Source organism: Thermosporothrix sp. COM3, from assembly GCF_059696735.1.
In genome coordinates, this window is the sequence record NZ_AP019376.1 from 1,224,126 (window position 1) to 1,248,189 (window position 24,064).

21 protein-coding genes are annotated in these 24,064 nt (G+C 55.5%); 15 read left to right on the plus strand and 6 right to left on the minus strand.

Translation table 11 applies throughout. The features are described from left to right. The first annotated feature begins 10 nt into the window (after positions 1-10). Together KTH_RS05255 and KTH_RS05260 are read left to right on the plus strand one after the other, a co-directional pair. Positions 11-2,275 carry an AAA family ATPase gene (locus KTH_RS05255; protein ID WP_497616913.1) on the plus strand — a complete coding sequence of 755 codons (2,265 nt, stop codon included), beginning with the start codon at positions 11-13 and terminating at the stop codon, positions 2,273-2,275. Positions 2,276-2,290: 15 nt separating this feature from the next. Further along, positions 2,291-4,546, plus strand: a complete 2,256-nt coding sequence (locus KTH_RS05260) for a hypothetical protein (protein WP_497616914.1) — start codon at positions 2,291-2,293, stop codon at positions 4,544-4,546. Between the two features lie 49 nt (positions 4,547-4,595). Here KTH_RS05260 and KTH_RS05265 read toward each other — a convergent pair whose 3' ends face one another. Continuing rightward, positions 4,596-5,282: a methyltransferase family protein gene (locus KTH_RS05265; RefSeq protein ID WP_497616916.1), complete on the minus strand. Its 687-nt coding sequence runs from the start codon at positions 5,280-5,282 to the stop codon at positions 4,596-4,598. A 380-nt stretch (positions 5,283-5,662) separates the two neighbouring features. On the opposite strand from KTH_RS05265, the gene KTH_RS05270 reads away from it, so the two are divergent. The 4 genes from KTH_RS05270 to KTH_RS05285 all read left to right on the plus strand — a co-directional run bounded on the left by KTH_RS05270 (position 5,663) and on the right by KTH_RS05285 (position 10,200). Next, a complete protein-coding gene (locus tag KTH_RS05270) occupies positions 5,663-6,274 on the plus strand; it encodes a P-loop NTPase family protein (RefSeq protein WP_111323630.1) in 612 nt (203 codons plus the stop codon). 132 nt (positions 6,275-6,406) lie between these two features. Then, positions 6,407-7,231, plus strand: coding sequence for a MerR family transcriptional regulator (locus tag KTH_RS05275; protein ID WP_111323629.1), 825 nt, complete (start codon positions 6,407-6,409; stop codon positions 7,229-7,231). Next, entirely contained in the window at positions 7,228-8,409 is a 1,182-nt protein-coding gene (locus tag KTH_RS05280; RefSeq protein ID WP_497616919.1) for an MFS transporter, read from the plus strand. The genes KTH_RS05275 and KTH_RS05280 overlap by 4 nt, the downstream gene beginning before the upstream one ends. 60 nt (positions 8,410-8,469) lie before the next feature. Next, positions 8,470-10,200, plus strand: a complete 1,731-nt coding sequence (locus KTH_RS05285; RefSeq protein WP_497616921.1) for a CocE/NonD family hydrolase — start codon at positions 8,470-8,472, stop codon at positions 10,198-10,200. Between the two features lie 33 nt (positions 10,201-10,233). Here the strand turns inward: KTH_RS05285 and KTH_RS05290 are convergent, their stop codons facing one another. Further along, on the minus strand, positions 10,234-11,475 hold the full coding sequence (locus KTH_RS05290; RefSeq protein WP_497616922.1) for an ROK family protein: 1,242 nt from the start codon (positions 11,473-11,475) through the stop codon (positions 10,234-10,236). A gap of 1,355 nt (positions 11,476-12,830) precedes the next feature. On the opposite strand from KTH_RS05290, the gene KTH_RS05295 reads away from it, so the two are divergent. The 9 genes from KTH_RS05295 (at position 12,831) to KTH_RS05335 (ending at position 21,171) form a co-directional block, all read left to right on the plus strand. Next, positions 12,831-14,645, plus strand: a complete 1,815-nt coding sequence (locus KTH_RS05295; protein ID WP_497616925.1) for an ABC transporter ATP-binding protein — start codon at positions 12,831-12,833, stop codon at positions 14,643-14,645. A 27-nt stretch (positions 14,646-14,672) separates the two neighbouring features. Next, positions 14,673-16,481: an ABC transporter ATP-binding protein gene (locus tag KTH_RS05300; protein WP_497616927.1), complete on the plus strand. Its 1,809-nt coding sequence runs from the start codon at positions 14,673-14,675 to the stop codon at positions 16,479-16,481. Then, positions 16,481-16,681, plus strand: a complete 201-nt coding sequence (locus KTH_RS05305; protein WP_497616930.1) for a hypothetical protein — start codon at positions 16,481-16,483, stop codon at positions 16,679-16,681. The genes KTH_RS05300 and KTH_RS05305 overlap by 1 nt, the downstream gene beginning before the upstream one ends. Then, a complete protein-coding gene (locus KTH_RS05310; RefSeq protein WP_497616933.1) occupies positions 16,682-16,999 on the plus strand; it encodes a hypothetical protein in 318 nt (105 codons plus the stop codon). Then, the gene (locus tag KTH_RS05315) at positions 16,996-17,196 is read left to right on the plus strand and encodes a hypothetical protein (RefSeq protein WP_497616936.1); all 201 of its coding nucleotides are present in this window, start codon (positions 16,996-16,998) and stop codon (positions 17,194-17,196) included. The genes KTH_RS05310 and KTH_RS05315 overlap by 4 nt, the downstream gene beginning before the upstream one ends. Before the next feature lie 346 nt (positions 17,197-17,542). Continuing rightward, complete coding sequence (locus tag KTH_RS05320; protein ID WP_497616939.1) at positions 17,543-17,683, plus strand: hypothetical protein; 141 nt, start codon at positions 17,543-17,545, stop codon at positions 17,681-17,683. A gap of 251 nt (positions 17,684-17,934) precedes the next feature. Then, a complete protein-coding gene (locus KTH_RS05325; protein ID WP_497616941.1) occupies positions 17,935-19,287 on the plus strand; it encodes an ABC transporter substrate-binding protein in 1,353 nt (450 codons plus the stop codon). Positions 19,288-19,337: 50 nt separating this feature from the next. Beyond that, a complete protein-coding gene (locus KTH_RS05330; RefSeq protein ID WP_497616943.1) occupies positions 19,338-20,270 on the plus strand; it encodes a carbohydrate ABC transporter permease in 933 nt (310 codons plus the stop codon). Positions 20,271-20,286: 16 nt separating this feature from the next. After that, positions 20,287-21,171, plus strand: a complete 885-nt coding sequence (locus tag KTH_RS05335; protein WP_497616945.1) for a carbohydrate ABC transporter permease — start codon at positions 20,287-20,289, stop codon at positions 21,169-21,171. Positions 21,172-21,223: 52 nt separating this feature from the next. Here the strand turns inward: KTH_RS05335 and KTH_RS05340 are convergent, their stop codons facing one another. The 4 genes from KTH_RS05340 to KTH_RS05355 form a co-directional block, all read right to left on the minus strand. Then, positions 21,224-21,835 carry a hypothetical protein gene (locus KTH_RS05340; RefSeq protein ID WP_497616947.1) on the minus strand — a complete coding sequence of 204 codons (612 nt, stop codon included), beginning with the start codon at positions 21,833-21,835 and terminating at the stop codon, positions 21,224-21,226. A gap of 26 nt (positions 21,836-21,861) precedes the next feature. Next, the gene (locus KTH_RS05345) at positions 21,862-22,485 is read right to left on the minus strand and encodes a TetR family transcriptional regulator (RefSeq protein WP_497616949.1); all 624 of its coding nucleotides are present in this window, start codon (positions 22,483-22,485) and stop codon (positions 21,862-21,864) included. A gap of 176 nt (positions 22,486-22,661) precedes the next feature. Next, positions 22,662-22,775 (minus strand): hypothetical protein, encoded by a 114-nt coding sequence (locus KTH_RS05350; protein WP_497616951.1) that lies wholly within the window; start codon positions 22,773-22,775, stop codon positions 22,662-22,664. A 78-nt stretch (positions 22,776-22,853) separates the two neighbouring features. After that, a complete protein-coding gene (locus tag KTH_RS05355) occupies positions 22,854-24,050 on the minus strand; it encodes an RNA-guided endonuclease InsQ/TnpB family protein (protein ID WP_497616953.1) in 1,197 nt (398 codons plus the stop codon). Positions 24,051-24,064 lie beyond the last annotated feature (14 nt).

Consider the following 24,064-nt stretch of genomic DNA (forward strand, 5'->3'; position numbering starts at 1 on the left):
GTGTCGTTTCATGGAAGAAGATCGTGAAGCGAAATTACGCGAACTCATTGAGAAATATCTGCAAGATGCCAGCGCGCAACAGAAGTATCAGGAGAAGCTTGAGCAGCGGCAAGAGAGCTTACCCAAACTGCACCGTCTGGTGAGCCAGTTTGTGAATGGAGAGCTCAATCTGTCTACTTTTGTTCCGCTTCTAGATAAGACGACCCGGGAACAAAGACACTGGGGAGCTGCGGGCACAGGCTTTATGATGGAGCTGAATAAGCTGAATAAGCATCATAATAGCATTGAAACTCCTCTACCTGAAGCAAATCTAAGAGATTATATAGCGCATATAGATATAGAAAATGAGGGAGAGCGAATAGAGCGTTTCTATCACTTTTTAGTGCAAGATCGCGAGCGCTTGCGAAGAGAAGGGAAGCCGGGTAATACGATTGTCGCCCCGGAAAAAAGTGCGCCCATTATTTCCTTGCTCGGCCATTGGCTCTATCCTGAGAGAAAGCTTATTCTCTATTATCCCTCGGTGCGCTACAGCATCTACATGCTCTTGCAGGCAGGCCTGTTGCCTGAGGGGTTGCAGAAGGGGTTCAAGGTAGCTGGAAAAGCAATTGTGGTGCATGAGGCTGACGATCATCAACACTGTAGAGCGGTCTTCGAGTATCTTGTTAACGTGGCTCCTGAGCTGGACAAGCCGTATGCGGTTGAGGATTTTCTACAATGGCTGGTAGAGCAATCTCAGAAGCCCCGGCTTGTCAAGCAGCCAGATGCACGCGATCTCGACGAGGAGCCGGAGCCGCCCAAAGAGCCACAGGACAACACAGCAGGGGAGACGCCACAGCCGGTCATCCCCACCATTCAGGATGAGGCGCTGCGTCCGGTGCCAGAAGAAGCGCTTGCTCGTTTGCTTCGCGAGGTGCAGCGGCATGTGCTGGTTGATGAAAAGCTGCTGCGGCGCTTCTATCATGCGCTGCTGGCCGGACACGTGATCCTGACCGGGCCTCCGGGAACCGGCAAAACAGAGCTGGCCCGTTGGGTGCCGGAAATCCTCTGGCGGAGCGAGGGGGATGAGCCAACGACAACCGCCTATGCCACGCGGCTGGTCACGGCTACCGACGATTGGAGCTCACGGACGCTGATGGGGAACCTGGTGCCGGTCAGCACGGAAAGCGGGATCAGATATGAGCTTCGCTATGGCCATCTTGTCTCGACGATCCGGCATAACTGGTCGGTGCAAGAAGAGGATCTGATCACGCGGGCCAATGTCATGCAGCGTCGGCTGGTCTCGGTAGTCAGCAGCGCGGGCGAGAAGCAGCAGCTCTATCGCGGGCTCTGGTTGGTCATCGATGAATTTAACCGCGCTCCTATCGATCAGGCGCTTGGTGATGCTCTGACAACGCTTGGCGGCGTGAGCTCGCTGCGAGTGCCCACGAAGGCTGGAAGTGACGAGCTGCCAGTTCCGAAGGATTTTCGTATCATCGGCACGTTGAACAGCTTCGATCGCAACTACCTGAACCAGATGAGCGAGGCGCTGAAACGTCGCTTCTCCTTTATCGAGATCCTGCCGCCACCGCGCTCGATGCGTGCTGCTGAACAAGCGATCGCGCTCTATAAGGCGCTGCAACGGATTCAGCATCTCAACCCCGACGTGATCGAACTGAACGAGGATGGTTCCCTCTACTGGCTGGATCATGTCACCATCGAGCTTGATGAGGACGGGCACTATCAGCTTCAATGGGACGAGGTGCAGCAGGCGTTCAAGCAGGTCTTTGAGGCGGCATGGCGGCTCTTTGAGGTTATTCGCGTGTATCGGCAACTTGGCACGGCGCAAGCGATCGCGCTGTTTCAGCATACCTTGATTCCGGGCCTCTTGCAGCAATACTCGACTGTGGAACAGTGGCAGGAGGCGCTTGACGCCGCTCTGTGCGACACCATCGCCGATCAGCTACAGGTCCTGCTGCCCGACGAGATCACCGTCTTTCTACTCTATCTCAATCAGGTGTCCGGCTCGTTCGCCCCTGCTTTTCAGCGTCATCTTGAGGAGCTGGCCGGGATCTCTCCGGGCCGGTTGATGAAGCATCTGCTGGCGCTTGGCAGTGTTGAGCAGGAGAACGGTGAACCCCTGCTCTCCGAGGGCGAGATTGATCAGATTGCCGCGCAGATACCGCCTGTTGTGCCGTCGGAGAAGCTTGCGCGCTGCTTCCATCTGGGTGAAGCGGTGCTGCCTCTGCCTCAGTTTGCTCGCCGCTTGCGGACCTTTAAAGCGGAACGCGGACTCTAGAAAAGGGGGGCTTGCATGCCAGAGATACCCGAGATGCACCAATGGTCGCAGTACCTTCAGCGTCGGGTTGTGCGGCTGCTGTTGCTGCACGATGGGCCGCTGTTCTATCGCAAGTTTCGCACCTTTCTGACCGAAACCGCGATCGCTCAGGTGCCGCTCCTGCAACAGTATGATCTCTACATCAAGCTGCGGACGATGTGCGGCGAGCTGCTGGATGACATTCTCCCGCGCATTACCCGGCAACTCACGCTGAAGACGACGCAGACGATGCTGCAAGAGGATGCGCCGACGCGGGGCGAGATCGATTGGCCGCGCACGATCGAAGAGACGCTGGCAACGTTTCCCGGTCAGCCGCCGGTGACCTTTGTCACGCGCCTGCGCAACCGGAGCTATCGGACCCCCGAAAACCTGCTGATGGTGGCGATACTGCAACGAGTGCAGGCCGAATTGCAGCGCGTCCGCCAGGAGTTGCAGGGCGATGAGGCGCTGACGCGTACCGAGCGGCAATTTCTGGCGCAATCGGAGGAAGTGCTTGCGAAGGAGTTGAGCGCCCCCTTTTCTCTCGGGTTGCGGGCGGAAGCGGCTGGCGTTTCTCTGCCGCTGCTGATCTCGGACGTACAGGCGCATCTGCGGCCCGGGCCGAATCCCTATCGGGACCTGCTCGCCTGGTGGGAGCGCTTCACCCGGTTTCGCTTTGGGCGTATGGCGCAGCCGGAGAAGGCCCTCGCGCTTACCAGTGAGCGGCAGGATGAGAAGGTTGACGCCTGGCTCTATGAGCTCTGGATTGTGCTTGAGTTGCTCAATCTGCTGCATGAGGAGGGGGCGCTGCTGACGCCGAGCGTGCGCCTGAGCGACGAGCAGATGCAGTGTCTGTTTTGCTGGAACGGGCGTCAGTTTCGGCTCTGGTACAATCGGCAACTGGACACCGTGACCTCCTATGAAGCGATCTGGGATCATGCTCCGCCCACCCGACCAGATTATGTGATTGAGCGTGCCGAGCCGCTGGAGGTGCGTCATCAGGGGCGGCTGATCTGGCGTGAGCCCCCTGTGCTGCTCGATGCGAAATATTATTCGGGCGATCAGGCGGCGGATACCCATTTGCCGATCAAGAAGCTGCTTGGTGATATGACGCTGCTTGGTGCGAAGGTCGGGGCGCTCTTCTTCCCGATGCTTGCGGAGCCCGAGGAGCCACAACAGGTCACACGCACGCTCCGCCCTGGTGAGTCGCGCTACGTCGCGGATCGGGAGCAATGCGTTCATCTCTATCGTCTGGTCCCGACGATGCCAGTAGCGCAACTGAAAGAGCGGCTTCGTGCGGTCCTCGATATGGCAACGGCGCAGCTTCCAGAGCGCCCCGCGCCGTGTTGCCAGGGGGTCAGGCTCGATCCTGATACGGTGAATGCGAGCGCGTATCGGACGCCAGGCCGGCTGATCCTGTGTCGCAAGGCGCATATCGGTGACGAGGTGTTTGATCTGGTCGATGCCGAGGTTGATTGCTTGCGAAATCCACGGGTATGCCATGTGATCGGGCAGGCAATCGTGCCGCCGGTCGTGATGCGCTCGCTCACCGATGAGCAACTGATGGAGAAGATCCGCGATTTTCGGCAGTCGAACGCGGCGCGGCTGAAGGAGGCCCTCTTACAGGGAGATGAGGAGAAAGCGGAACGGATCAGGGACCACATTCTTGGCGTGGTCGGGCAAGCGGTCGAGCAATACGTTGGGATTTTTGGCGATACTTCGGACATAGATGAGAATTTCAAGCGCTGGATCTTTGGCGAATACTGGAAGACGAACCGCAATTGTCTCTCGGAGGAGAGCCGCAAGTCTCTGGTCAGTGGTGAATATGTCTGGAGGATGCTACAAGGGGTCACGCTCCCCGACTGGACTGCGCCCGCGATCCAGTTCTGTCGCTGTCTGGAAATGGAGCTGAAGCGGCGGTTCTATTATCCATGTGAGAATGACTATACGCTTGGTCGCTCCGGGTTCACGCTCGGGACGCTCGGCTTTTTCTACAGGAATCGTCAAAAAGCAGGGAAGAACTGGGAGACGTGTTGCAGGCGCGTGCGAGCCTCTGGAGGAGATCTTGCTGCCTTTGAAGCCGTGGTTCAGCGTATGATACAGGAGAGGGTCAGCGAGAACCGGAACAAGCTGGCACATGAAGGCACGGTTGAAAGGCATGTTGCGGAGAGCCTGCGCGACAGCATCATTGGAAGTCGAGCGCATCCCGGGCTCTTGCTCTGGTTCGTTCAGAATGTCAACGTCGGGAGCTAAGGCGTGCTGGCCGGGTGTCCTGAAGCGGGCGTCCGGCCAGAGATCAGCGCTACCAGAGCAAGGGGATGAAGCGATAGCGAACGCGTTGCATATAGTCTGTATAGCCCGGAAGCTCTGCTTGCAGCGTGCGTTCTTCCTGCACGGCCCGAACCGCGATCCCGAGAAAGAGCACCAGTACCGGCAGCAGCCCATACCATGAGCCGAGGAGCAGAGTGGCCCCGACGAGAAAGAGCAGCGCTGTCGCGTACATCGGGTGACGCACGTAGCTGTAGGGGCCTGTCGAGATGACGGTCTGCCCGCGATCGGCCTGGACACGGACGGCAGGCGAGAGATAGCTGTTTTCGCGGAACACCAGATAGAAGAGATAGAATGAGCACAACAGCATCAGTCCGCCGATGATCTGGATCACGAGCGGCATCTGCGACCAATGGAAGCGGACGGCGTCCAGCGGCGCTACAGCGAGCCAGGCGAGAAAAAGCAGGTTCGCAAGCACATAAAAGATCTTGTCCCAGGTCTTCTGGTCGGCTTTGCCGATACCCGTCATCCGTTCGGTGAGCAGGTCGGGATTGCTCTTGAGCAGCCAGAGGCTCAGGGCAAGCGTGAAGCCGAAGAAGAGCAACAGAAAGATCCAGCCCGAAGGCCAGAGAAGCGAGCCCGCCGCAAGAAAGAGGACCAGCCCGAGAATGACGAACAGCCCGCCGATCTCGAGCGTAAGTAGCGGAAGTTTGACCTTCATAACAACTCCTCCTGGGTGTCTGCTTTCCTTGTATTGTGCCTCATAAGCGGGCCTCTTTTCCAGTTGCTTGACGGCTCACGCGTGCTTCTGCTATACTCGACAAAACATGTATTTTCTTGAAGAGGAGTATCTATGCCTGACCAGCGCTAACAAGTGCCAGCAAATGTGACTGAAGAGCGATGCCGTCGCCCCGGGGTGACGGATATTCTCTGCTGTTCAGCGCGGCGGTGCTCTGTTAGCAGCTTCCCCTGGCTTTCTCCTTGAACACGAACGCAAGAAGTTGCTCCCTGTCGGGCGCGGTGTTTCTCCTGCACAGTGCTGGTACATTCTCCCCCTTTTTTTCTCGTTCTCTGTTTTCTCTCCAGAAAGAGCAATGTACAATGAAAATCCATATTCTTGGAGGCCCGGGCAGCGGCAAAACGACCCTTGCGGAACAGCTCTCCAAGCGGTTTCATATCCCCTGCTATGATCTCGATATCCTGCCAGCCGGGTGGGGAACCGATGAGCAGACGCTTGCAAACACCAGGTATCTTTTTGAGCTGGCACAGCGATCCGACTGGATTACCGAAAATATCGGTCTTATCGGGAACGATCCGCTGCTAGACGCGGCTGATCTGCTTGTTGTGCTTGAAGTTCCCTGGCAGGTGGCGGCATGGCGTATTGTCTATCGTCACTTCTATAAGAGTCTGCATGGAACCAATCGTTATACCCTCAAGCAGCTCTGGCCGCTATTCAAGGGGACATGGATCTATTATCGCAGCAGCATGAGCCCTGCCGAACGCACTTTGATGGAGCAGTGCCTTCAAGAACAGAGCAATCACGTGGAGCCACTTGACGTGATGGGCGTGTTCCAGCGGTTTCAGCGGTACACGTTCAAGATCCCGCTGACCGCAGAGTTTGCCCGCCGCTACCTTGCGCCTTACCGGGACAAGGTGGTTGTGGTCAGAAATAACGCCGAGCGAGCGCTGTTGTTTGAGCGCCTGAAGAAATAAGAGTGGAGGTGAGCGCTGCTGAAGCTTGCTGGTGCTCACCTTTCCACTGCTCAAAAAGACCTCTTGACTCTCCTCTGGACTGGAAGGTTATAGTATGGCTGTGATCTGAAACCGCTAGAAAGGCGCTCTGAAATGTTTAAAATCAGCGAGTTTTCACAGCTCAGTCAGGTGTCGGTCAAGACCCTGCGCTACTACGACCAGCTTGGCTTGCTCAAGCCTGCCCATATCGACCCCTGGACCGGGTATCGCTACTACACGGCTGATCAACTGTTGCGACTGAATCGGATCATGGCCTTTAAGGATCTGGGCTTTACCCTGCAACAGATAGTGCGCCTGCTGGATGAACAGGTTCCAGCGGAGCAGATTCGGGGTATGTTCCGGCTCAAGCAGGCGCAGCTTCAAGAGTTGATCGCGGAAGAGCAGGCCCGGCTTGCCCGGATCGAGGGGCGGCTGCGTCAGATTGAGCGTGAGGGCAGCGCCGTCGCACAGCAAGAGGTCGTGCTGAAATCAGTTGATGAACAACTGGTAGCATCTATCCGGGTACGTACGGCTGCGTCCTCGATCCCGCTGTTGATTGAGGAGCTTGACGCCTATCTCGTGCATCATGGCGTCGCTTCAGTAGCGAATCTCCCGCATCTGGTGCTCTGGCATGGGTGTGAGGAGTGTGAGGATGCCACTGATCTTGAGGTGGCCTGTCCGATCCCACGAAAGGTACGCGAAACCGAGCGAATCACGGTGCATCGGCTCCCGGCACTGCCCGAGGTTGCTACGCTCATGCATGAATGCCACCTGCATAGCACCTGTTCTGCCAGCGCCGATCTGGCGAATTGGATCGAGGCGCATCCCTATCAGATGGTCGAGGGCTGGCCGCGTCGCGAGATCTTCCTGACCCATGAGGAGGGAGCACCGAGCATCGCGGAAGTGCAGATTCCGGTGGTGAAGGAGGTGGGGCGATGAAGCAGGAAGAGGCAGCCGAGCAGGTTGTCAACCCTGTCTCTCCACTGATGAACCGCCTGGCGCTGCTCTCGCTGGCCCTTGCCCCGGCGGCTATCGGCATGACAGAAGAACTGCCTATCGGGCTCTTGCCGGATATCGCGCATGATCTGAACGTGCCGCTCTCAGGGGCAGGGATGCTTGTGTCTGGTTACGCGCTCGGGGTTGTGATCGGTGCGCCGCTACTGGCACTCGGAACGCGCCGCCTGCCCCGGAAGCCGCTCCTGCTGGGGGCGCTCCTGCTCTACGTCATCGGGAACGCGCTGCATCTGGTTATGCCTGACTATCCCGTGCTGCTGCTGGTGCGTTTTCTGACGGCGCTGGTACATGGGATCATTTTCGGCGAAAGCTACGTGTTCGCGGCTCAACTGGCTCCCCAGCGGCAGGCGCAGGCAATCGCGCTGGTGTTTGGCGGGTTTGTGGTGGCGACGGTGGGCGGTGTGCCGCTTGGAACATGGCTCGGGCAGCAGTTCGGCTGGCGGATGCCGTTTCTGGTCGTGACGGGACTGGGAATCCTCTCGGTGCTGGCTATCGCGCTTTTGCTCCCGGCAACGAAGCTGCAGCCGCAACGCGTGCCGCTCGGGCAGCTCTTCCGTGGGCGTGTCTTGCTTCCGCTGGCGATGACTGTGACCAGTTGTGGTGGTATCTTCGCGCTGCTGACCTATGTCGTCCCGCTGCTGGAGCAGGTTTCGGGGTTTGCGCCCGCAATAGTCAGCGTGCTGCTGCTCATCTTCGGCGTGGGCTCATTTTGTGGAAACCTGCTCGGTGGTCGTCTGGCCGACCGGTGGTTGTATCCTTCTCTGCTTGGTTGGCAGATGCTTCAGTTGCTCTTGTTGACGCTCTTCCTGTTCCTGGGCAGCAGTCAGGTGATTGCGGTGGGAGCGTTATTTGTCTGGCAGTGTGCGGGCTTCGCGACGATTGCTCCGATCCAGAGTATCGTGATCAAGCAGGCCGGAGAGGCTTCCAGTCTGGCTTCAGCGTTCAATGTTGCCGCCTCGAATCTGGGAAATGCGGCGGCTGCCTTTCTGGGAGGGCTGGCCCTGACGCGAGGAGTGCAGGCGGTCCCGCTGGTTTCACTGATCTTTGTGGTGCTTGGACTGGCCCTGACCCTCTGGTGTACGCGTCTGGTTCGATCTGAATAGAGCATTTCATAAGGACAAACTGACGTCCTTCATTCGATACAGAAAGAGAGAAAAAGGAGTATGGAAAGGAATATTCATGTTGAGGTTGATGTTCCTGCGGTGATGCGCGATGGCACTACGCTGCGCGCAACGATCTACCGTCCGGCAGAAGGCCGCTGGCCGGTTCTGCTGATGCGGAGTCCCTATGGCAAAGATATCCCCCGGGCGGATGTCCTGATTGATCTGGACCCGGTGCGCACGGCTCAACAGGGCTATGTGGTGATCTTGCAAGATGTACGCGGGCGCTTTGCCTCGGAAGGCGAGTGGGATATAAATAACCTCGCCCATGAGCATCTTGATAGCGAGGATACGGTGAAGTGGGCGGCCTCGCTTCCCTTCAGTAACGGGCAGGTGGGCATGTATGGGATTTCGTACTTCGGCTTTACGCAGCTTGCGGCGCTGTTTCAGCGGCCCTCGGGATTGAAAGCGGCTGCTCCCTCGAAGACCTGGTTCGAGATCACCGATGGCTTCCTGTTTCGTGGGGGAGCGCTGGAACTGGGTTTATTGAGCTACTGGCGCTTGCCGCTCTGGTTCGATACGTTTGAGCGCAACTACCGCAAGCATGGAGATGCACAGCGGTTCGCCGCCCAGGTGCAGCGGCTCAGTACCGATATTGACCGCTTGTCCGATGGTGTGACCTCGCTTCCACTCAAGGACTATGCGCCTTTTGCACCCGAGGAACGGGGCGGTTTCTTGCTGGACGTGCTGCGGCATGGTCCCCGTTGGGAGGCGCTCCAGCAGCTTTCCCCGCGCCATCGCCTGCAAGAAGTGACGGTGCCAACGCTGCATATCGCGGGCTGGTACGATATCTTTTTGCAGGGCACGCTTGACAACTTCACCTTCCTGCGGAAGCATGGGAGCACTGAAGAGGCCCGGCAGGCGCGGTTGACCGTTGGCCCCTGGACGCACCTTGATTCGTCGAGCGTGCAGGGGGATCGCAATTTCGGGCTTGCCGCGAATGCCGATCTGATGGGACAGCAGCTACGCTGGTTTGATCGCTTACTGAAGGGAGCGGAGATGCCGAACGAGGCTCCGGTGAAGCTCTTTGTGATGGGCGCGAATGTCTGGCGTGACGAGCAGGAATGGCCGCTTGCGCGCGCGATCGAGACGCGTTTCTACCTGCATAGCAACGGGCATGCCAACACGCTGCACGGTGATGGCACGCTGAATACCGCGTTGCCCGAGGATGAGGAGCCCGATTCCTATAGCTACGATCCTCGCGATCCGGTGCCGACATGTGGCGGGCCACTTCTCATGGGGCCAGATTGGCGCTGTGGGCCGATCGACCAGCGCCCGCTTGAACGGCGAGATGACGTGCTGGTCTACTCGACGGCGCCGCTTGAAGAAGATGTAGAAGTGACAGGCCCGATCAAGGTGACGCTGTGGGCAGCTTCAAGCGCCCGGGATACCGATTTTGTGGCGCGTCTGGTCGATGTCTTCCCCGACGGAACCGCGTATCCGTTGACGGATGGCATCATTCGCGCACGCTATCGGCATCCAGGGCAGGAGCCCTCACTGATCGAGCCCGGAAAGCCCTATCAGTACGAAATTGACCTCTGGGCGACAAGCAACCTCTTCAAGCGGGGACACCGTATTCGCCTGGATATCACGAGCAGCAGCTTCCCGCGCTGGGATCGCAACCCCAATACGGGCCACGAGTTCGGCGCTGATGCGGAGCTGCTCACCGCGCACCAGATGATCCTGCACGACCGTGAGCATCCTTCGTTTGTCGTGTTGCCAATCATTCCATAGGCGTAGGTTCGTGCTCGGGAACACTCCGTTCCCCTACCTGCTGGTTCGCTGTGTGAGCAGGCTATCAAACGGGTGAATATACTCGTCATCTTCGTAGATGGGCGGCTGAAAGACACGCTGCAAAATCAGGCAGGCGGCTCCCCGCGCCCAATCGGTCTCCTTGATTGGCGTGAAGATCAGAGCGCGCTCGCGCGGCGGACCGAAGATATGCGGCGGAATAGCCTCTTGCAGCGGCTTGAGCAATAAATCCCCGGCAAGAATGCCTTCTCCGCTGATGACGATGCGCTCAGGATCAAACAGGGTAATCACGTTCGCGATGGCGATTCCCAGAGCCTCACCTGCTCGGTGAAAGATCGCTTGAAGCGCCGTGTCGCCTGCCCGGGCCTGCTCGATGAGGGTGGTGATCTCCTCGCGAACCCGGTAGCCTGGATCGCGGTGCGTTGCCGCTTGCAGGATGCCATAGTATGAGGCGACGGCATCCAGGCAGCCACGCTTTCCGCAGATGCAGCGCGGGGCATCAGGACTGAGATCAATGGTCATATGTCCGAACTCGCCCGCGCCTCCGTATTCTCCACGATAGATCTTGCCATCAATAATAATGCCCATGCCGATGCCGCGCCCGATGGTGATAAGCAAGAAGTTCTGTGTCCCGCGTCCCTGCCCGAAGAGACGTTCCCCGATCGCCAACGTGTTGACATCGTTGTCAAGGCAGACCGGAACGTGCAGCCGGAATTGCAGCGCTGGAGCAAGCTCAACGTTGTGCCAGCCTAAAAGCGGAGAATAGCGACAAATCCCGTGTTCAGAGTCGATCAGGCCGCCGAGCCCGACCCCGAGGCCAAGAATCTGTCTGAGTGAGAGCCCCGCCTTTCTTACAAGCTGTTTCATGGTCATTGAGATGCGCTCGATGATCTGTTGCGGGGACGTGCCGCCGGGAAATGTTTGCTCACAATCCCGAATGATCGAGCCGCGTAGATCGCAGATGGTCATCGTCATCCCGTTCTCGCGCAGCTTGACGCCGACCGTGTAGCCAGCGGCAGGGTTGATACTGAGGAGGACAGGCCGTCGTCCTCCACTCGAGGCCTCGATTTTCACTTCGATGACCAGACCCGCGCTGATGAACTCCCTGATAATTCGGGTGACGGTGGCTGCCGGGAGCCCGCTTTTCTCGGCCAGCCGTGTGCGTGAAATAGCCTGTTCCTCTGCAATCAGATTGAAGAGAATGCTCTGATTGAGATCGCGTAACAGGCGCTTGCTTCCAGTGCGTGGTACTGTCATTGCTACCTTTTTCCTCTCCCATAGTGCTCAAATCATCTCCATTGATTGGTGTATGGGGCTGCCTCAACTTGCGAAAGAATAGCTCAACTTGCAAACATGTAGCAGAAAAGAAGCCCTCGCTGATTCTTTTCTCTCTTCTGGCAGAAACTTGAAGAACGTGTATCCACAGGTGTGGGATGAGAGGGCTTGATTCTGTGCGAAACTTTATTATTTCACAGAAATAAGTATACTTTGTTGTCCGTCCAGTTTGTCAAGAGTGTGTCTGAGGGATGGGCAAAAGCAAGAACGGTTCTATGCAGGAGTGCGAGCAAACCGGACGGCATTTTCCCCCGGGAGAAAATATATTAATATGGAGCAAATTTTCAGGTACAGTTGTCAATAACATATTTGAGTGAGTGAAATAAGTCGCTCTGGACCAATGGAGGTTGAATATGCAGCGTCGGCTCTTTCCTGCGTTCACTCTGTCACAGTGAAGCACTCAACTTCATCAAAATATCGGCAAAACCAGCTTTATCAGAAAGCGGCAGAAGGCCCCTGTCTTCAGACAAGGGGATGGATGGTGCAGGAGGCTCTCAGAGGCAGGAAGTTCCCTTCGCTTTTAAGGGCTATGAGTTACTGCTGAAAGCGACCCGGCTAGTCTGGAAGCAGCATCCATTGGCTTTTCTTCAATAGAGCGCACTTGCATCTACAAGTGCCAATCCAGGCAATCATGGAGTTGACAACATGCGTGACTCTGCCCTACTTCCTCTTGCAAATTGTACTCACACCGCACCTGGGACAACAGGTGATCATGATGTAAAATATCTGCAATTGTGGCAAAAAAGCGCCGCTAAATTATTACAAGTTCTAATTCCCTGTCCATCATTTTAACATTACTAAGGGCTTGTAAAGTAGTTAAGGTTGTGTTACGATATTTTTTTATCGAGAGTAGTAATGGATTCATAGTGCGCTTTTTATGCAGAGCCTATCTTATCTGCTTTATATCATTTTCCTTGTTCAGGAGAAATTCTTCTGAAGTCAGGCGGGAAACGATTATAACTAGTTTTGTCGTGATGTGGCTTCGTCCAGTGCGAAAAGCCATTCCATGTGAATGGAGCATAACAAGGAATTATTATTGATATAATCTAAAGATATCAATAAGTCTGTGTGAAAGCTTTGCAAGGAAGTTAAAATACTCACAAGCGGTGGAACGTCATTTGAGAATGCGGGAGCTCCAGAGGGAGCTAAAGGATTAGTTGATATATTTCTACCTGCTATCAAACGAGAACCAGTACGAACAACGGTTCCTGCATTGATCTGTCGAGGGATAGAGCCTGGTGGGGTGGACGATATTTCCTGGAAATGAGGTACAGATAATGGCCCTGGAGTTTTCAACTGCCCGAAAGCATGTCTTCAATCAAACTAATGTCTGGCGCTGGCTTTTATCACATATTGCTCGTTTTAAGCTATTCTTTCTGCTTTATCTAACCGGAAGCTTGCTCTGGCAAGCGCTGGCCTCGGCCATTCCGAGGGTCTCTGGCCTGGCGATTGATAGCATCCTGCAACGTACACCCTCGTTGAGTACGTTTACCTGGCTTGTACTTGCTCTGCTGGTAATAGTTCTTTTGCGGGGAGGGATCAGTATCGGCTCTAACTACTCACTGGAGCGGTTCTCAAACTCGATTGAGCGTGAAGTGCGTGATGAACTCTATCTCTCCTTGCTGGGGAAGGGTCAGGCGTTCTTTAATCGTCACCAGGTAGGAGACCTGATGGCGCGTGCCACCGATGATACGACGCAGATCAACGAGATGTTTGCTCCAGGACTGGATATCCTGCTGAACACGCTCCTCAATTTTGTGTGGCCAATGATCTTTATCGCCTTTATCAATCCAGTTCTGCTTCTGACTCCAATCGTCTTCATGATCCTGTTTATTCTGGCAATTGTCTACTATAATCAGCAATTGGCTCCGGTCTCAAGCCAGATGCGGACACAGAATGGGTTGCTTACTGCTGAGGCGACGGAGGCGGTCGCAGGCTTTGAGATTATCGAGATCACGGGCCAGAAGGACCAGGCCTCGCGTCGCTTTGCTGAACTGGTCAGGAGTTTTCGAGACCTGTTTGTGCGTCAGGGACGTGTTCAGGCTGCTTACCTGCCACCCCTGCTGCTCTCCTTCGCAATTGCTGGAGCCTTTATTCATGGCCTCTACCTGGTGACGCATGGCGCGCTGGCGGTCGGTGATCTGATTGCCTATCTTGGGTTGGTTGGCCTGCTGCGTGCGCCGACGGCAGATATAGGTTTTAGCCTTCTGTTGCTCCAGGGGGGGCTGGCAAGCGGACGGCGAATTCTGGATGTGCTGCGGGATCAGACCGGGCTGGATGAAAACCTGCAAGGCCATAAAGAGCGGCTTCAAGGTGAGCTAGTCTTCGAGCATGTCTCTTTTGAGTACGAAGGGACGCCAATTGTAAAGGATATCTCTTTCACGGTGAAGCCGGGGCAGACTTTGGCACTAGTGGGGCCTACCGGGTCTGGCAAAACCACGATAACCCGGCTGATCAATCGAATCTATGATGTGAGCAGCGGGCGCATCCTGCTCGATGGGGTGGATGTGCAGAATTGGAATTTGGATACGCTCCGCTCGCAGATCGGAATTATTGAACAGGACGTGTTGCTCTTTTCGCGCTCAATAGCCGATAACATCGCCTTTGGTACAGGTGGAACGGTCAGTCAACAGCAGATCGAGGAGGCAGCGCAGGCGGCTCAGGCTCATGGCTTTATCTCTGCATTTAAGGATGGCTACCAGACGCTGGTGGGAGAACGTGGAGTCACCCTGTCTGGTGGTCAGCGCCAGCGCCTGGCCATTGCCCGGGCTTTGCTGACTGATCCTCGCATCTTGATCCTGGATGACTCGACTAGTGCAGTGGATAGCGTTACCGAAGAGGAGATACAGCGGGCGATCCGCCGCGTGCTATCTCAGCGCACAACGATTCTCATCACCCATCGCCTCTCTCAGATTCGCCGAGCCGACAGCATCTTGCTGCTTGACCAGGGGCAGGTGGTGGATCAGGGAACTCACGAAGAGCTACTGATGCGTTGCCCACTCTATCAGCATATTTTTGCTCCCTACTATCGGCTGCATCGCGCTCAGGCGGGAGAGCAGGTGCTTACCACACCAGCGCCAGACGTTCAATAGGTAGTCCCATAAAGGAAAGAGATTGTTATGGCACATATACTGGCGGGGCTGAATCCCGAGGCCTATGATCGTATCTACACGGATCGGCAGCTCTTACAGCGAATCGGCAAGTGCTTCAGGCCGCATCTTCTCTCGATGGCGGCTGTGGTCGCAATCATTATTGTGAACGCGAGCCTGGGCGTGCTCTCGCCTTTGCTCATTGCGAATGGAATCGACAGAGTGGTGAAAAGCCACTCAGCCGCGGAGGAAGGTCTGCTGATTGGCGCGATTCTCGCGGCGGGCCTCGGTCTCTGGGTCTGCGGGTATATACAGAAGCGGCTGGGGGCAAAACTGGTAGGGGATATTGTGCAAGAGATCCGCCTGGAAGCCTTTCAAGCAGTGATGTCCCTGGATATGTCCTTCTTTGATGAACGCTCGACCGGGGCGGTTGTCAGTCGGATCACCTCGGATACAACGGCCTTCGGGTCGAATATGACGATGGTGTTGAACGTGCTCAGCCAGTTCCTGCTGCTCCTGATTTTGCTTATCGTGTTGCTCTGCATGAATGTCGGCCTGACGCTGATTACCCTGGTGTTGGCCCTGCTCATCGTAGGGATCACGCTCGCTTTTCGCAGGTTTGCTCGTCAACTGGCGCGGACACAGCAACGCTCACTTGCCCATCTAAACGCAGTCATTGAGGAGACGATCAGCGGAATTGCAGTCGCCAAGAACTTTCGGCAGGAGAAGAATATCTATGAGGATATGCTGTGCTCCAATCAGCAGTGGTTCATCGTGACCCTGCGGATGAACGCCATCTACACAGGAATCTTTCCCTTCCTGATGACCTGTACCGGGCTGGGGACCGTTGCCATCGTCTTTTTTGGTGGACACGCCCTGTATTTGGGGAGCCTCTCTGCCGGGCAATGGTTCCTGTTTCTGGAGGGGGTACAGCTTTTCTGGAACCCTCTTACCAGCATCGCCTCTTTCTGGAGCCAGTTCCAGCAGGGCCTGGCGGCCGGGGAACGGGTCTTCTCATTAATCGATACGCGCTCGCATCTCCATCAGACGGAGTGTCAGCCGCTCATGGCACTGCGAGGGCAGATTGAATTTAAGGACGTGATTTTTCAATACAATGAACGCGAGACGGTTCTCAAAAAGCTTTCCCTGACGATCAATGCCGGTGAAACGGCGGCCCTGGTCGGGCATACAGGGGCTGGCAAGTCGAGCATCACACGGCTGATCGCGCGTCTCTACGAGTTCCAGGGCGGGCAGATTTTGATTGATGGGAGGGATATTCGAAGTTTTGACCTGGAGGCGTACCGCAGGCATGTCGGGATTGTACCTCAGATGCCATTCCTGTTCTCAGGTACGGTCGGAGAGAACATTCATTATGCCAGGCCAGATGCAAGATATGAGGAGGTTCTGGCTGCCGCCAGGAGTATCGCGGGCGGAGATTGGCTGAGGCAACTGTCTCAGGGCCTGAATACGCCTGTGGGAGAGCGAGGGAAAAATCTGTCTGCTGGACAGCGCCAGTTGGTTGTACTAGCCCGGGTGATGCTTCAGAATCCCTCGATTGTGATCCTGGATGAGGCGACAGCCAGCATCGATCCTCTGACAGAGGCCCAGATTCAGCAAGGGCTTGATACGATCCTGGTAGGGCGAACCGCGATTGTGATTGCTCACCGTCTCCCGACCGTGTACAAAGCGGATCGGATTATTGTACTGGAAAAGGGTCAGATTCTTGAGCAGGGGACGCACGAGACCCTGCTTCAAAGCGGAAAGCACTACAAGGAGCTCTATCGTCTCTACTTTCAACACCAGTTGCCAGAATTTGAGGTGAGCGATGTACATGGTTGATGCAACGCCTGATTCTCTGGCGCAACTTCTTGCTTCGTCAGGCCAGTGAACATTTCGCGTCGCCCGCGCTTGCGTTGGACGAAAACGTGTTGAGCTACCAGCAGTTGCTGGAGCGAGTTCGCCACGCGGCCACTGTTCTGCGAAGACAGGGGATTACAGCCCCGCGAGACGCTGGTGCTCCTGTTGGTGAATACGATTGAGTGTGTGCAGATATTTCTGGCTGCGGGTGGCCCCAGGGGAACCGGATAATCGGAGGCTGGAGACTGGCAGAGCTTCAGGCTGAGCCGGAGGCTCCCTGCATTGTTGGCCCGGCCCGTACTGTCCAGATCTTACGGGCCGAGCTTCCTCACTTGCGTTTTCTGAGCGTAGATGAGATTGCTGGCGATCAGACTGAGGCAGAGGCTACCATTGAGCCGATTGAACGCAGGTCCGGCGAGGTGTTTGCCTTTCAATATCCCTCCGGAGGTGTTCGGCCAAGAGATCAGGCAGGTGTACGGGTGCAGCAAAGCGGGGAATGATTGCAGCCCAGATTCCGGCTGATCCGCTGCATACTCAGGGAAGGGTGGGACATCCCGTACATGGCGTCGAGCTACGAATTGTTGATGAAGAGTGCAGCTCGCTGGAGTTCGGTGAGGTGGGAATGATCGAGGTTCGTACTCCGGCAATGTTCCTCGGCTGCTTCCAGAAGCTCGAGAAGACGGCTGAGGCCCTATAGGATGGCCAGTCATGCAGCAGAAAAGAAGCCCTCGCTGATTCTTTTCTCTCTTCTGGCAGAAACTTGAAGAACGTGTATCCACAGGTGTGGGATGAGAGGGCTTGATTCTGTGCGAAACTTTATTATTTCACAGAAATAAGTATACTTTGTTGTCCGTCCAGTTTGTCAAGAGTGGGTCTGAGAGATGGGCAAAAGCAAGAACGGTTCTATGCAGGAGTGTGAGCAAACCGGACGGCATTTTCCCCCGGGAGAAAATATATTGACATGGAGCAAATTTTCAGGTACAGTTGTCAATAACATATTTGAGTGAGTGAAATAAGTCGCTCTGAACCAATGGAGGTTGAATATGCAGCGTCGGCTCTTTCCTGCGTTCACTCTGTCACAGTGGATCACTCAACAACATCGGACTTTGCTTCATATGAACCCGCTCTATGCGCTGGATGACCCGCCATCGCTTTTCCCCATTCCTTCATCATTTCCCGACTAGCTCATGCTTGCTCACAGCGAAAGGAGAAGAAGAAGGATCTCCGGTCCTATCGTCGTTGTTCAGAGAAAGCGGTAATCGTTTACCGCTTGATACAAGCGTTTCATTCATTTCCTCAACGTCACATAAGCTTGACAGCATGTCTTCTGGCTCACAGGGAAGGATCTGGATGAGAGCAGACATGCGTTTCCTCAGAACGAGGATGATCTGAGTATTTGAAAGACCCTATGGAACAGGGAGGAGAAATCATGAATATGTCTCAACGCACACCACTGAACGCAGTGAATCGTCGGGCCTTTATGCAGCGAGCAGCGGCGCTCGGTATCTCCGTTGCAGGCCTTGAAACCTTGCTGGCAGCCTGCGGCGGCGGCGGCGGAAACGGGGGCGGAGATATTCGCTGGACAAACTGGGCTAATACAGGCGAGATCCAGCGTTTCAAAGATTTCACCGCGAACTACAACAAGACCCACAATGCGAATGTGAGCTACAACTTTATCCCCTCTGCGAACAACAACTATTTCACCAAGATTCAAACCGAACTGAACGGGAACGCGGGACCGGATGTCTTTTATGTCGGTGATGGAGACATCGGAAAGCTGGTGGCCAACCAGTCCATTGTTGAGCTGACCGACCTGCTCAACAGCGACAAGAGTAAGTCGAAGGAAGCTGACTTCCAGGCAGGCCTGTGGGGCGCGGCAAAGACACTAAGCGGCAAGATCTACGGCGTGCCCGTTGACTGTAACCCGCTGGTGCTCTGGTATAACAAGAAGGTGCTGGAAGATGCCGGAATCACCACGATGCCCGCTGACCTGTTCGAGCAAGGGAAATGGACGCGTGAGGCCTTTGATGACATGATACAGCGGATCAAGGCGAAGAAGAAGTACGGCTATGTGATGGAATCGTCATCCACGGCCTACTGGGCCTGGTGTACGGTCAACGGCGGCAAAGTCTACGATAAAGATGGCTATGGTGATCTCATCGTCCAGGATGATCTGAAAGCAATGGATGCGCTGAACTGGCTGACGCAGCGGGTCCGCGAGAAGGTGGTTGTCTATGCGGGCAGTCTTCCGAAAGGGCAGGGCTCCGATCTTGCATTCATCAGTGGTCAGACCGGCTTTATCGCGGTAGGACGCTGGAATCTGCCAACCTTTAAGCTCTCGAAGGGCCTGCGCTATGACTGCGTGCCGTATCCGTCGCCGACTGGCAAGATCGCACCTGCACCGGTCGCGCTGGCATACATGGTCATCAATAAGAAGACGAAGCTGCTTGATAAGGCGTTCGACTTCCTGACCAATTTTGTTTCAAAAGATGGACAGCACTTCCGCTTGCAGGGTAATGGAAATGCCGTCCCCTCGCTTAGCTCAAAAGAGCTGGATCCGCTGGTGACCGAAGGCAACGACCCCGAGCATGCGCACTACCTCCTCGACGCCCGCGCCGCAGGCTATGCACTCTTCCCGGCTGAGGCCAATACCCCCGGACTCACAGACGATATTAAGACCGCCCTTGATCCTGTCTGGCTTCAGGGTAAGGATATCAAGACCACATTGGCCGATTTCGCCTCCAAAGCAAACCCACGCATCAAGCAGGCGATGGAAAAAATCAAATAGCGTGTTTCTGAAGAGGATGCACGTTTTTGAAGAGGAAAGGTGCTACCCGGATGGATGTACAATTGCATGGAAAGGCGGTTGCAGAAAAGCAGCGGCGTGGATGGAGTCAGAAGGAGAAGAAAGAAGTCTTCTGGGGCTATACCTTTATCCTGCCACAGTTGATCGGCATGCTGGTTTTCTCGATCTTTCCGTTGATCTCGGTGTTTGTTCTGAGCCTGACCCAATGGGACGGGCTCGGAGACATTCACTTCGTTGGCTTTCAGAATTTCATCGATCAATTTACCGGCGATGATCTACGGATTGCGCTGGCGCGCACGGTCTACTATACAGTTCTGACGGTGCCTATTGGCCTGTTTATTGCGCTGATGCTCTCGCTGGCGCTGAACAATGTGCGGGGCAAGTCGTTTTATCGTCTGCTCTACTTTATGCCCTATGTTACGGGCTCGGTCGCGGTGGGTGTGATCTGGTCATGGCTGCTCAACAGCGATCTTGGCCTGATTAACAACCTGTTGAAGGGCTGGTTTCATATTGATGGGATTGGCTGGCTGACCGATTCCAGATATGTCATTCCCTCACTTGCGATGGTGGGTATCTGGCAGGGATTGGGCTTCAACATTGTGCTGTTCCTGGCGGGCTTGCAAGGCATTCCGCAGACCTACTTTGAGGCGGCGCGTATCGATGGCGCGAACCGCTTTCAAACCTTCTGGCGGGTGACGCTGCCCCTGCTGACGCCGACGATCTTCTTTACAACGGTCATCTCTGTCATCAACTCGTTTCAGGTCTTTGATCTTACCTTTATTCTCACCGATGGCGGCCCCGGAAAAGATAGCTACACGATGGTCTATCACATCTATAACCTGGGCTTTAAGTCCTCCCAGTATGGGAGCGCAAGCGCGGTTGCTGTGATTCTGTTTCTGATTCTGATGGTTCTGACCCTGATCCAGTTCCGGCTTCAGCGCCGCTGGGTGCATTACGAAATGTAAGGAGGAGAAAAGGGAGATGCAAAAGGCACTACACCATGAGGGCGCTGCGAGCGTGCGGACCAGACCAAAACAACGGCGCTCCGGGCTATTGCTGACCATTCTGCTGCATGTTGTACTGATCGTCTTTTCGGTCGTTATGGTCGCGCCGTTCCTGTGGATGCTGGTCTCGTCGTTTGAGTCGACCGAGCAGGCATTCAGTATCCCGCCGACATGGATTCCCGACCCGATTATGTGGGAGAACTATCCGCAATCGTTGCAGGCGCTTCCCTTCCATCTCGCGTACTGGAATAGCACGCTTGTCGCGGTGACGGTCACGCTCTGTCAGCTTATCACGTGTTCGCTGGCGGGCTATGCCTTCGCCCGGCTGCGCTTCCCGGGGCGGGATATCATCTTTTTCCTGTTTCTGGCGACGCTGATGATCCCGTTCCAGTTGACGATCATCCCGATCTTTCTCACAATGAAAGAGCTGAATCTGCTGGACAATCTGCTCTCGCTGATTCTGCCGCCGTCGCTCTTCAGCGCGTTTGGCGTCTTCCTGATGCGTCAGTTTATCATGGGACTGCCGACCGAGCTGGAAGAGGCCGCGATCATCGATGGAGCGAGTCGCTGGGCTATTTTCTGGCGGGTGATCTTCCCGTTGCTGAAGGCTCCGCTGTCCGCGCTCGGAATCTTCGCGTTCCTGAGTCAGTGGAACGACTTCTTCAGGCCCTTGATTATGCTCAATAGCTCCGAGAACTTCACGGTGCCGCTGCTGTTGAACCAGTTTCGCGGCCAGTATGCGACCGAGTGGACGCTGGTTATGGCGGGCTCGGTGATCGCAATCGTGCCTGTGCTGATCGTTTACCTGCTGGCACAGCGCTACGTGATTCAGGGTATCGCGATGACGGGACTCAAGGCGTAGCAGTAATCATAACGGAGAAAAGGGACCACCAATGGCGAGTGGTCCCTTTCTGTTATTTCTGCGTTTGTTGATAGACTTGAAAGTCGTTCAGGATAGCGCGAGACAACCGCTGGGGTTTTCCAAAGCGCCCATCCAGTGTGATTTCTTGCTCCTCATTCGTCTTTTTGTGGACCACAACTACCTTCAGCTCATCCTTTTTGCTGGTATCGACGAAGAGATCAGACAGGGCCTGGTACTCGATAACCTTTGGCTTTTTCTCGTCTGTCTTGAGCGTGAAGCCATCCGGGCGTAAGATGAGAAACTGAGCGTGTGGGTTAAGAGAGTTGTGGATGCTCTCCAGGCAGGCTAGCAGGAAGAGGACTCCAAGCACTGCCGCGACAAGGTAATCAATGATGCGCCAGAGGCCGAGATTGTTCAATTGCAGCGGCCCTGACAGATGCTGTCTGAGCATATCGCTGACCATGCTCGGCAAGAGATGGAGGAGCAGAGAGTTGACGAATGTGAGTTGCGGATTCAGCGTATGCCAGACGAGAAGAGCTATCAACCCTACAAGCAAAAGTGCGTAGAGAACCGTCTGCTCTTCAAAAAAAACCTTCTTTGCGTAATGAATGCGCTCCTCGGACGGAAGCTGATTCTGTTCAAGCGTGTCGGTGAATGGATGCATAGGTATCCCTTTCGCATTGGTGGTTCTCAGGGTGCCGAAAGAATCATGTGATTGAAGATGGTGACTAATTCGGTTGTATAGGTTTCCAGGTCAACAGCGCGCAGGAGGTTCGGCGTGAGCATATATTCGCTGATGGCTCCACGAATGGCGCTTGCCATAACGACGACATGAAAAGCGCGAAACTCTCCTGTCTGCTGTCCCTCTTGCAAGATCTGTTGAAGTTCGTGGTTCAGCGGGTCCGCCTCATCATCATCCAGCTTATAGAAGGGGATGCCGTCCGGTGTGCGTGCATTGAAAAGGATTTCCACGAGCGCCGCGTTATGCCTGGGGTGCGTTCCCTGATAGGCCAGACTGGCGGTGATAAAGGCTTCAAGCTTCTCACGAGGTGTCTTCTGCGCGCGCACGCGTTCCTGTACATAGGTAGTACTTGCGATAAGGAGCGCTTGCAGCGTCTGAATCATCAGATCCTGCTTGTCATGGAAGTGGTAGGAAATGAGCGCAGTGCTGATCCCTGATCTTCTGGCGATCTGGGCCAGACTGGCGTTCGCAAAGCCGATCTCATCCAGCGTGGTGATGGCGGCATCAATAATCTGTGCCCTTCGAGCCTCCGTGATAAATGATGGTTTGTCGTCTCGCTTTTTCTCATCCATTGTATGAACTCTCTCGATGTCCTCTTTTCTTTTGATTGACCGTTCAAATTTTTGATCAACTAATCAAAATCACATTCAGATTGTACCATGCAGGGTGCTCTCTGGTCAAGGTGAAAAATATGTGGAGGCCAAAAAAACAGGAAGTGTCAGCGCTGGCACTTCCTGTCTGTGTGTGGTTAACGGTCGAGGAATTCCTGAACAACGGCCTCACTCGGATGCATGCTGAGCATCTGAAGTGGCTCTTCTCCTGAGTTCTTGAACTGGTGTGGCGTGTTGGCAGGGACAATCACGACGTTGCCTGCATGAATGATGAGTGCCTCGTCCCCGATATTGACACTCCCCAGGCCTGAAGGCCGGGGATTCTTCCTTCATCCAGCCTGCTTGCGCGGCGCCGCAGTGCGACGACGCGTAGCGGCAGGCTGTCCAGAAGCGTTCGACGAGACACCCTCGTCGGTTCCCGTCTGCCCGACGGTACCCTGTAGCGCTTTGTGCAAGATATTCAAGGCGGCATTGTGATCGCGGTCGAGGAGCAGCCCACAGCCAGGACACAGATGGGTACGCACACTCAAGCTCTTCTTCACTCGTTGTCCACAACGAGAACAGTCCTGACTGGTATAGGCCGGTTCCACCCCGATCACCGGAACACGATGCAGCGTGCCATAGTAATTCACCCACCAGAGGAAGCGACCCCACGCCGCGTCAGCGATGCTCTTGGCCAGATGACGGTTCTTGACGAGATGACGGATCTGCAAGGCTTCGTAGGCAATCACGTCGTGAGACGAGACAAGCGCGTTCGCCTGCTTTCTGGCGACATCCTCGCGCTGCCGTTGCACCTTGAGAGACGCTTTGCTGAGGGCTTGACGGGCTTTGCGCCGATTGCGGCTGCGCTTCTGCGTCTTCGAGAGCCGACGATGCAGCCGCTTGAGCCGCCGTTCCGCCTTGCGGAGATACTGAGGAGGAGCCACGGTGTTGCCTTCGGAGTCAGTGAAGAAGGCACGCAGCCCCAGATCAATGCCCACCTGCTTGCCAGAGGGCTGATGCTCAACGAGTCGCGTGGCCGCCACCGCACATTGGCAATAATACCCATCGGCCCGCCGGAGCAGTCGTACCCGCTTGATCTGTGAGAGGGGAAAGGCCATGATATCACGAGAGCCGATGAGGCGCAGCCGGCCAATGCCGCAGCCATCTGTGAAGCGAATGTGTACCCCATCAGGATCCAGCTTCCAGCCCGTCTGCTTGTACTCGACACTGCGACAATCGTGCTGGAACTGAGGAGAGCCCTTCTTTCCTGGTTTCTTCTTCTTGCAATTCTCATAGAAACGGGAGATGGCAGCCCACGCCCGATCAGCGGCAGCTTGCCGGGCCTGAGAGTTGAGGGAGAGCGCAAAAGGGAACTGTCTGGCGAGCACAGCACAATACCGCTGCAGATCATTCCTGGAGACGCCACGTGCATCCATCCAGAGGCGCAGGCACTTATTGCGAATGAACTGGGTGGTGCGGATGGCTTCCTCGATGGCGGCGAATTGCGCCTTCGACCCATCGAGCTTGTATTCGGAGATCAGCATCCCTTGCTCCTTGT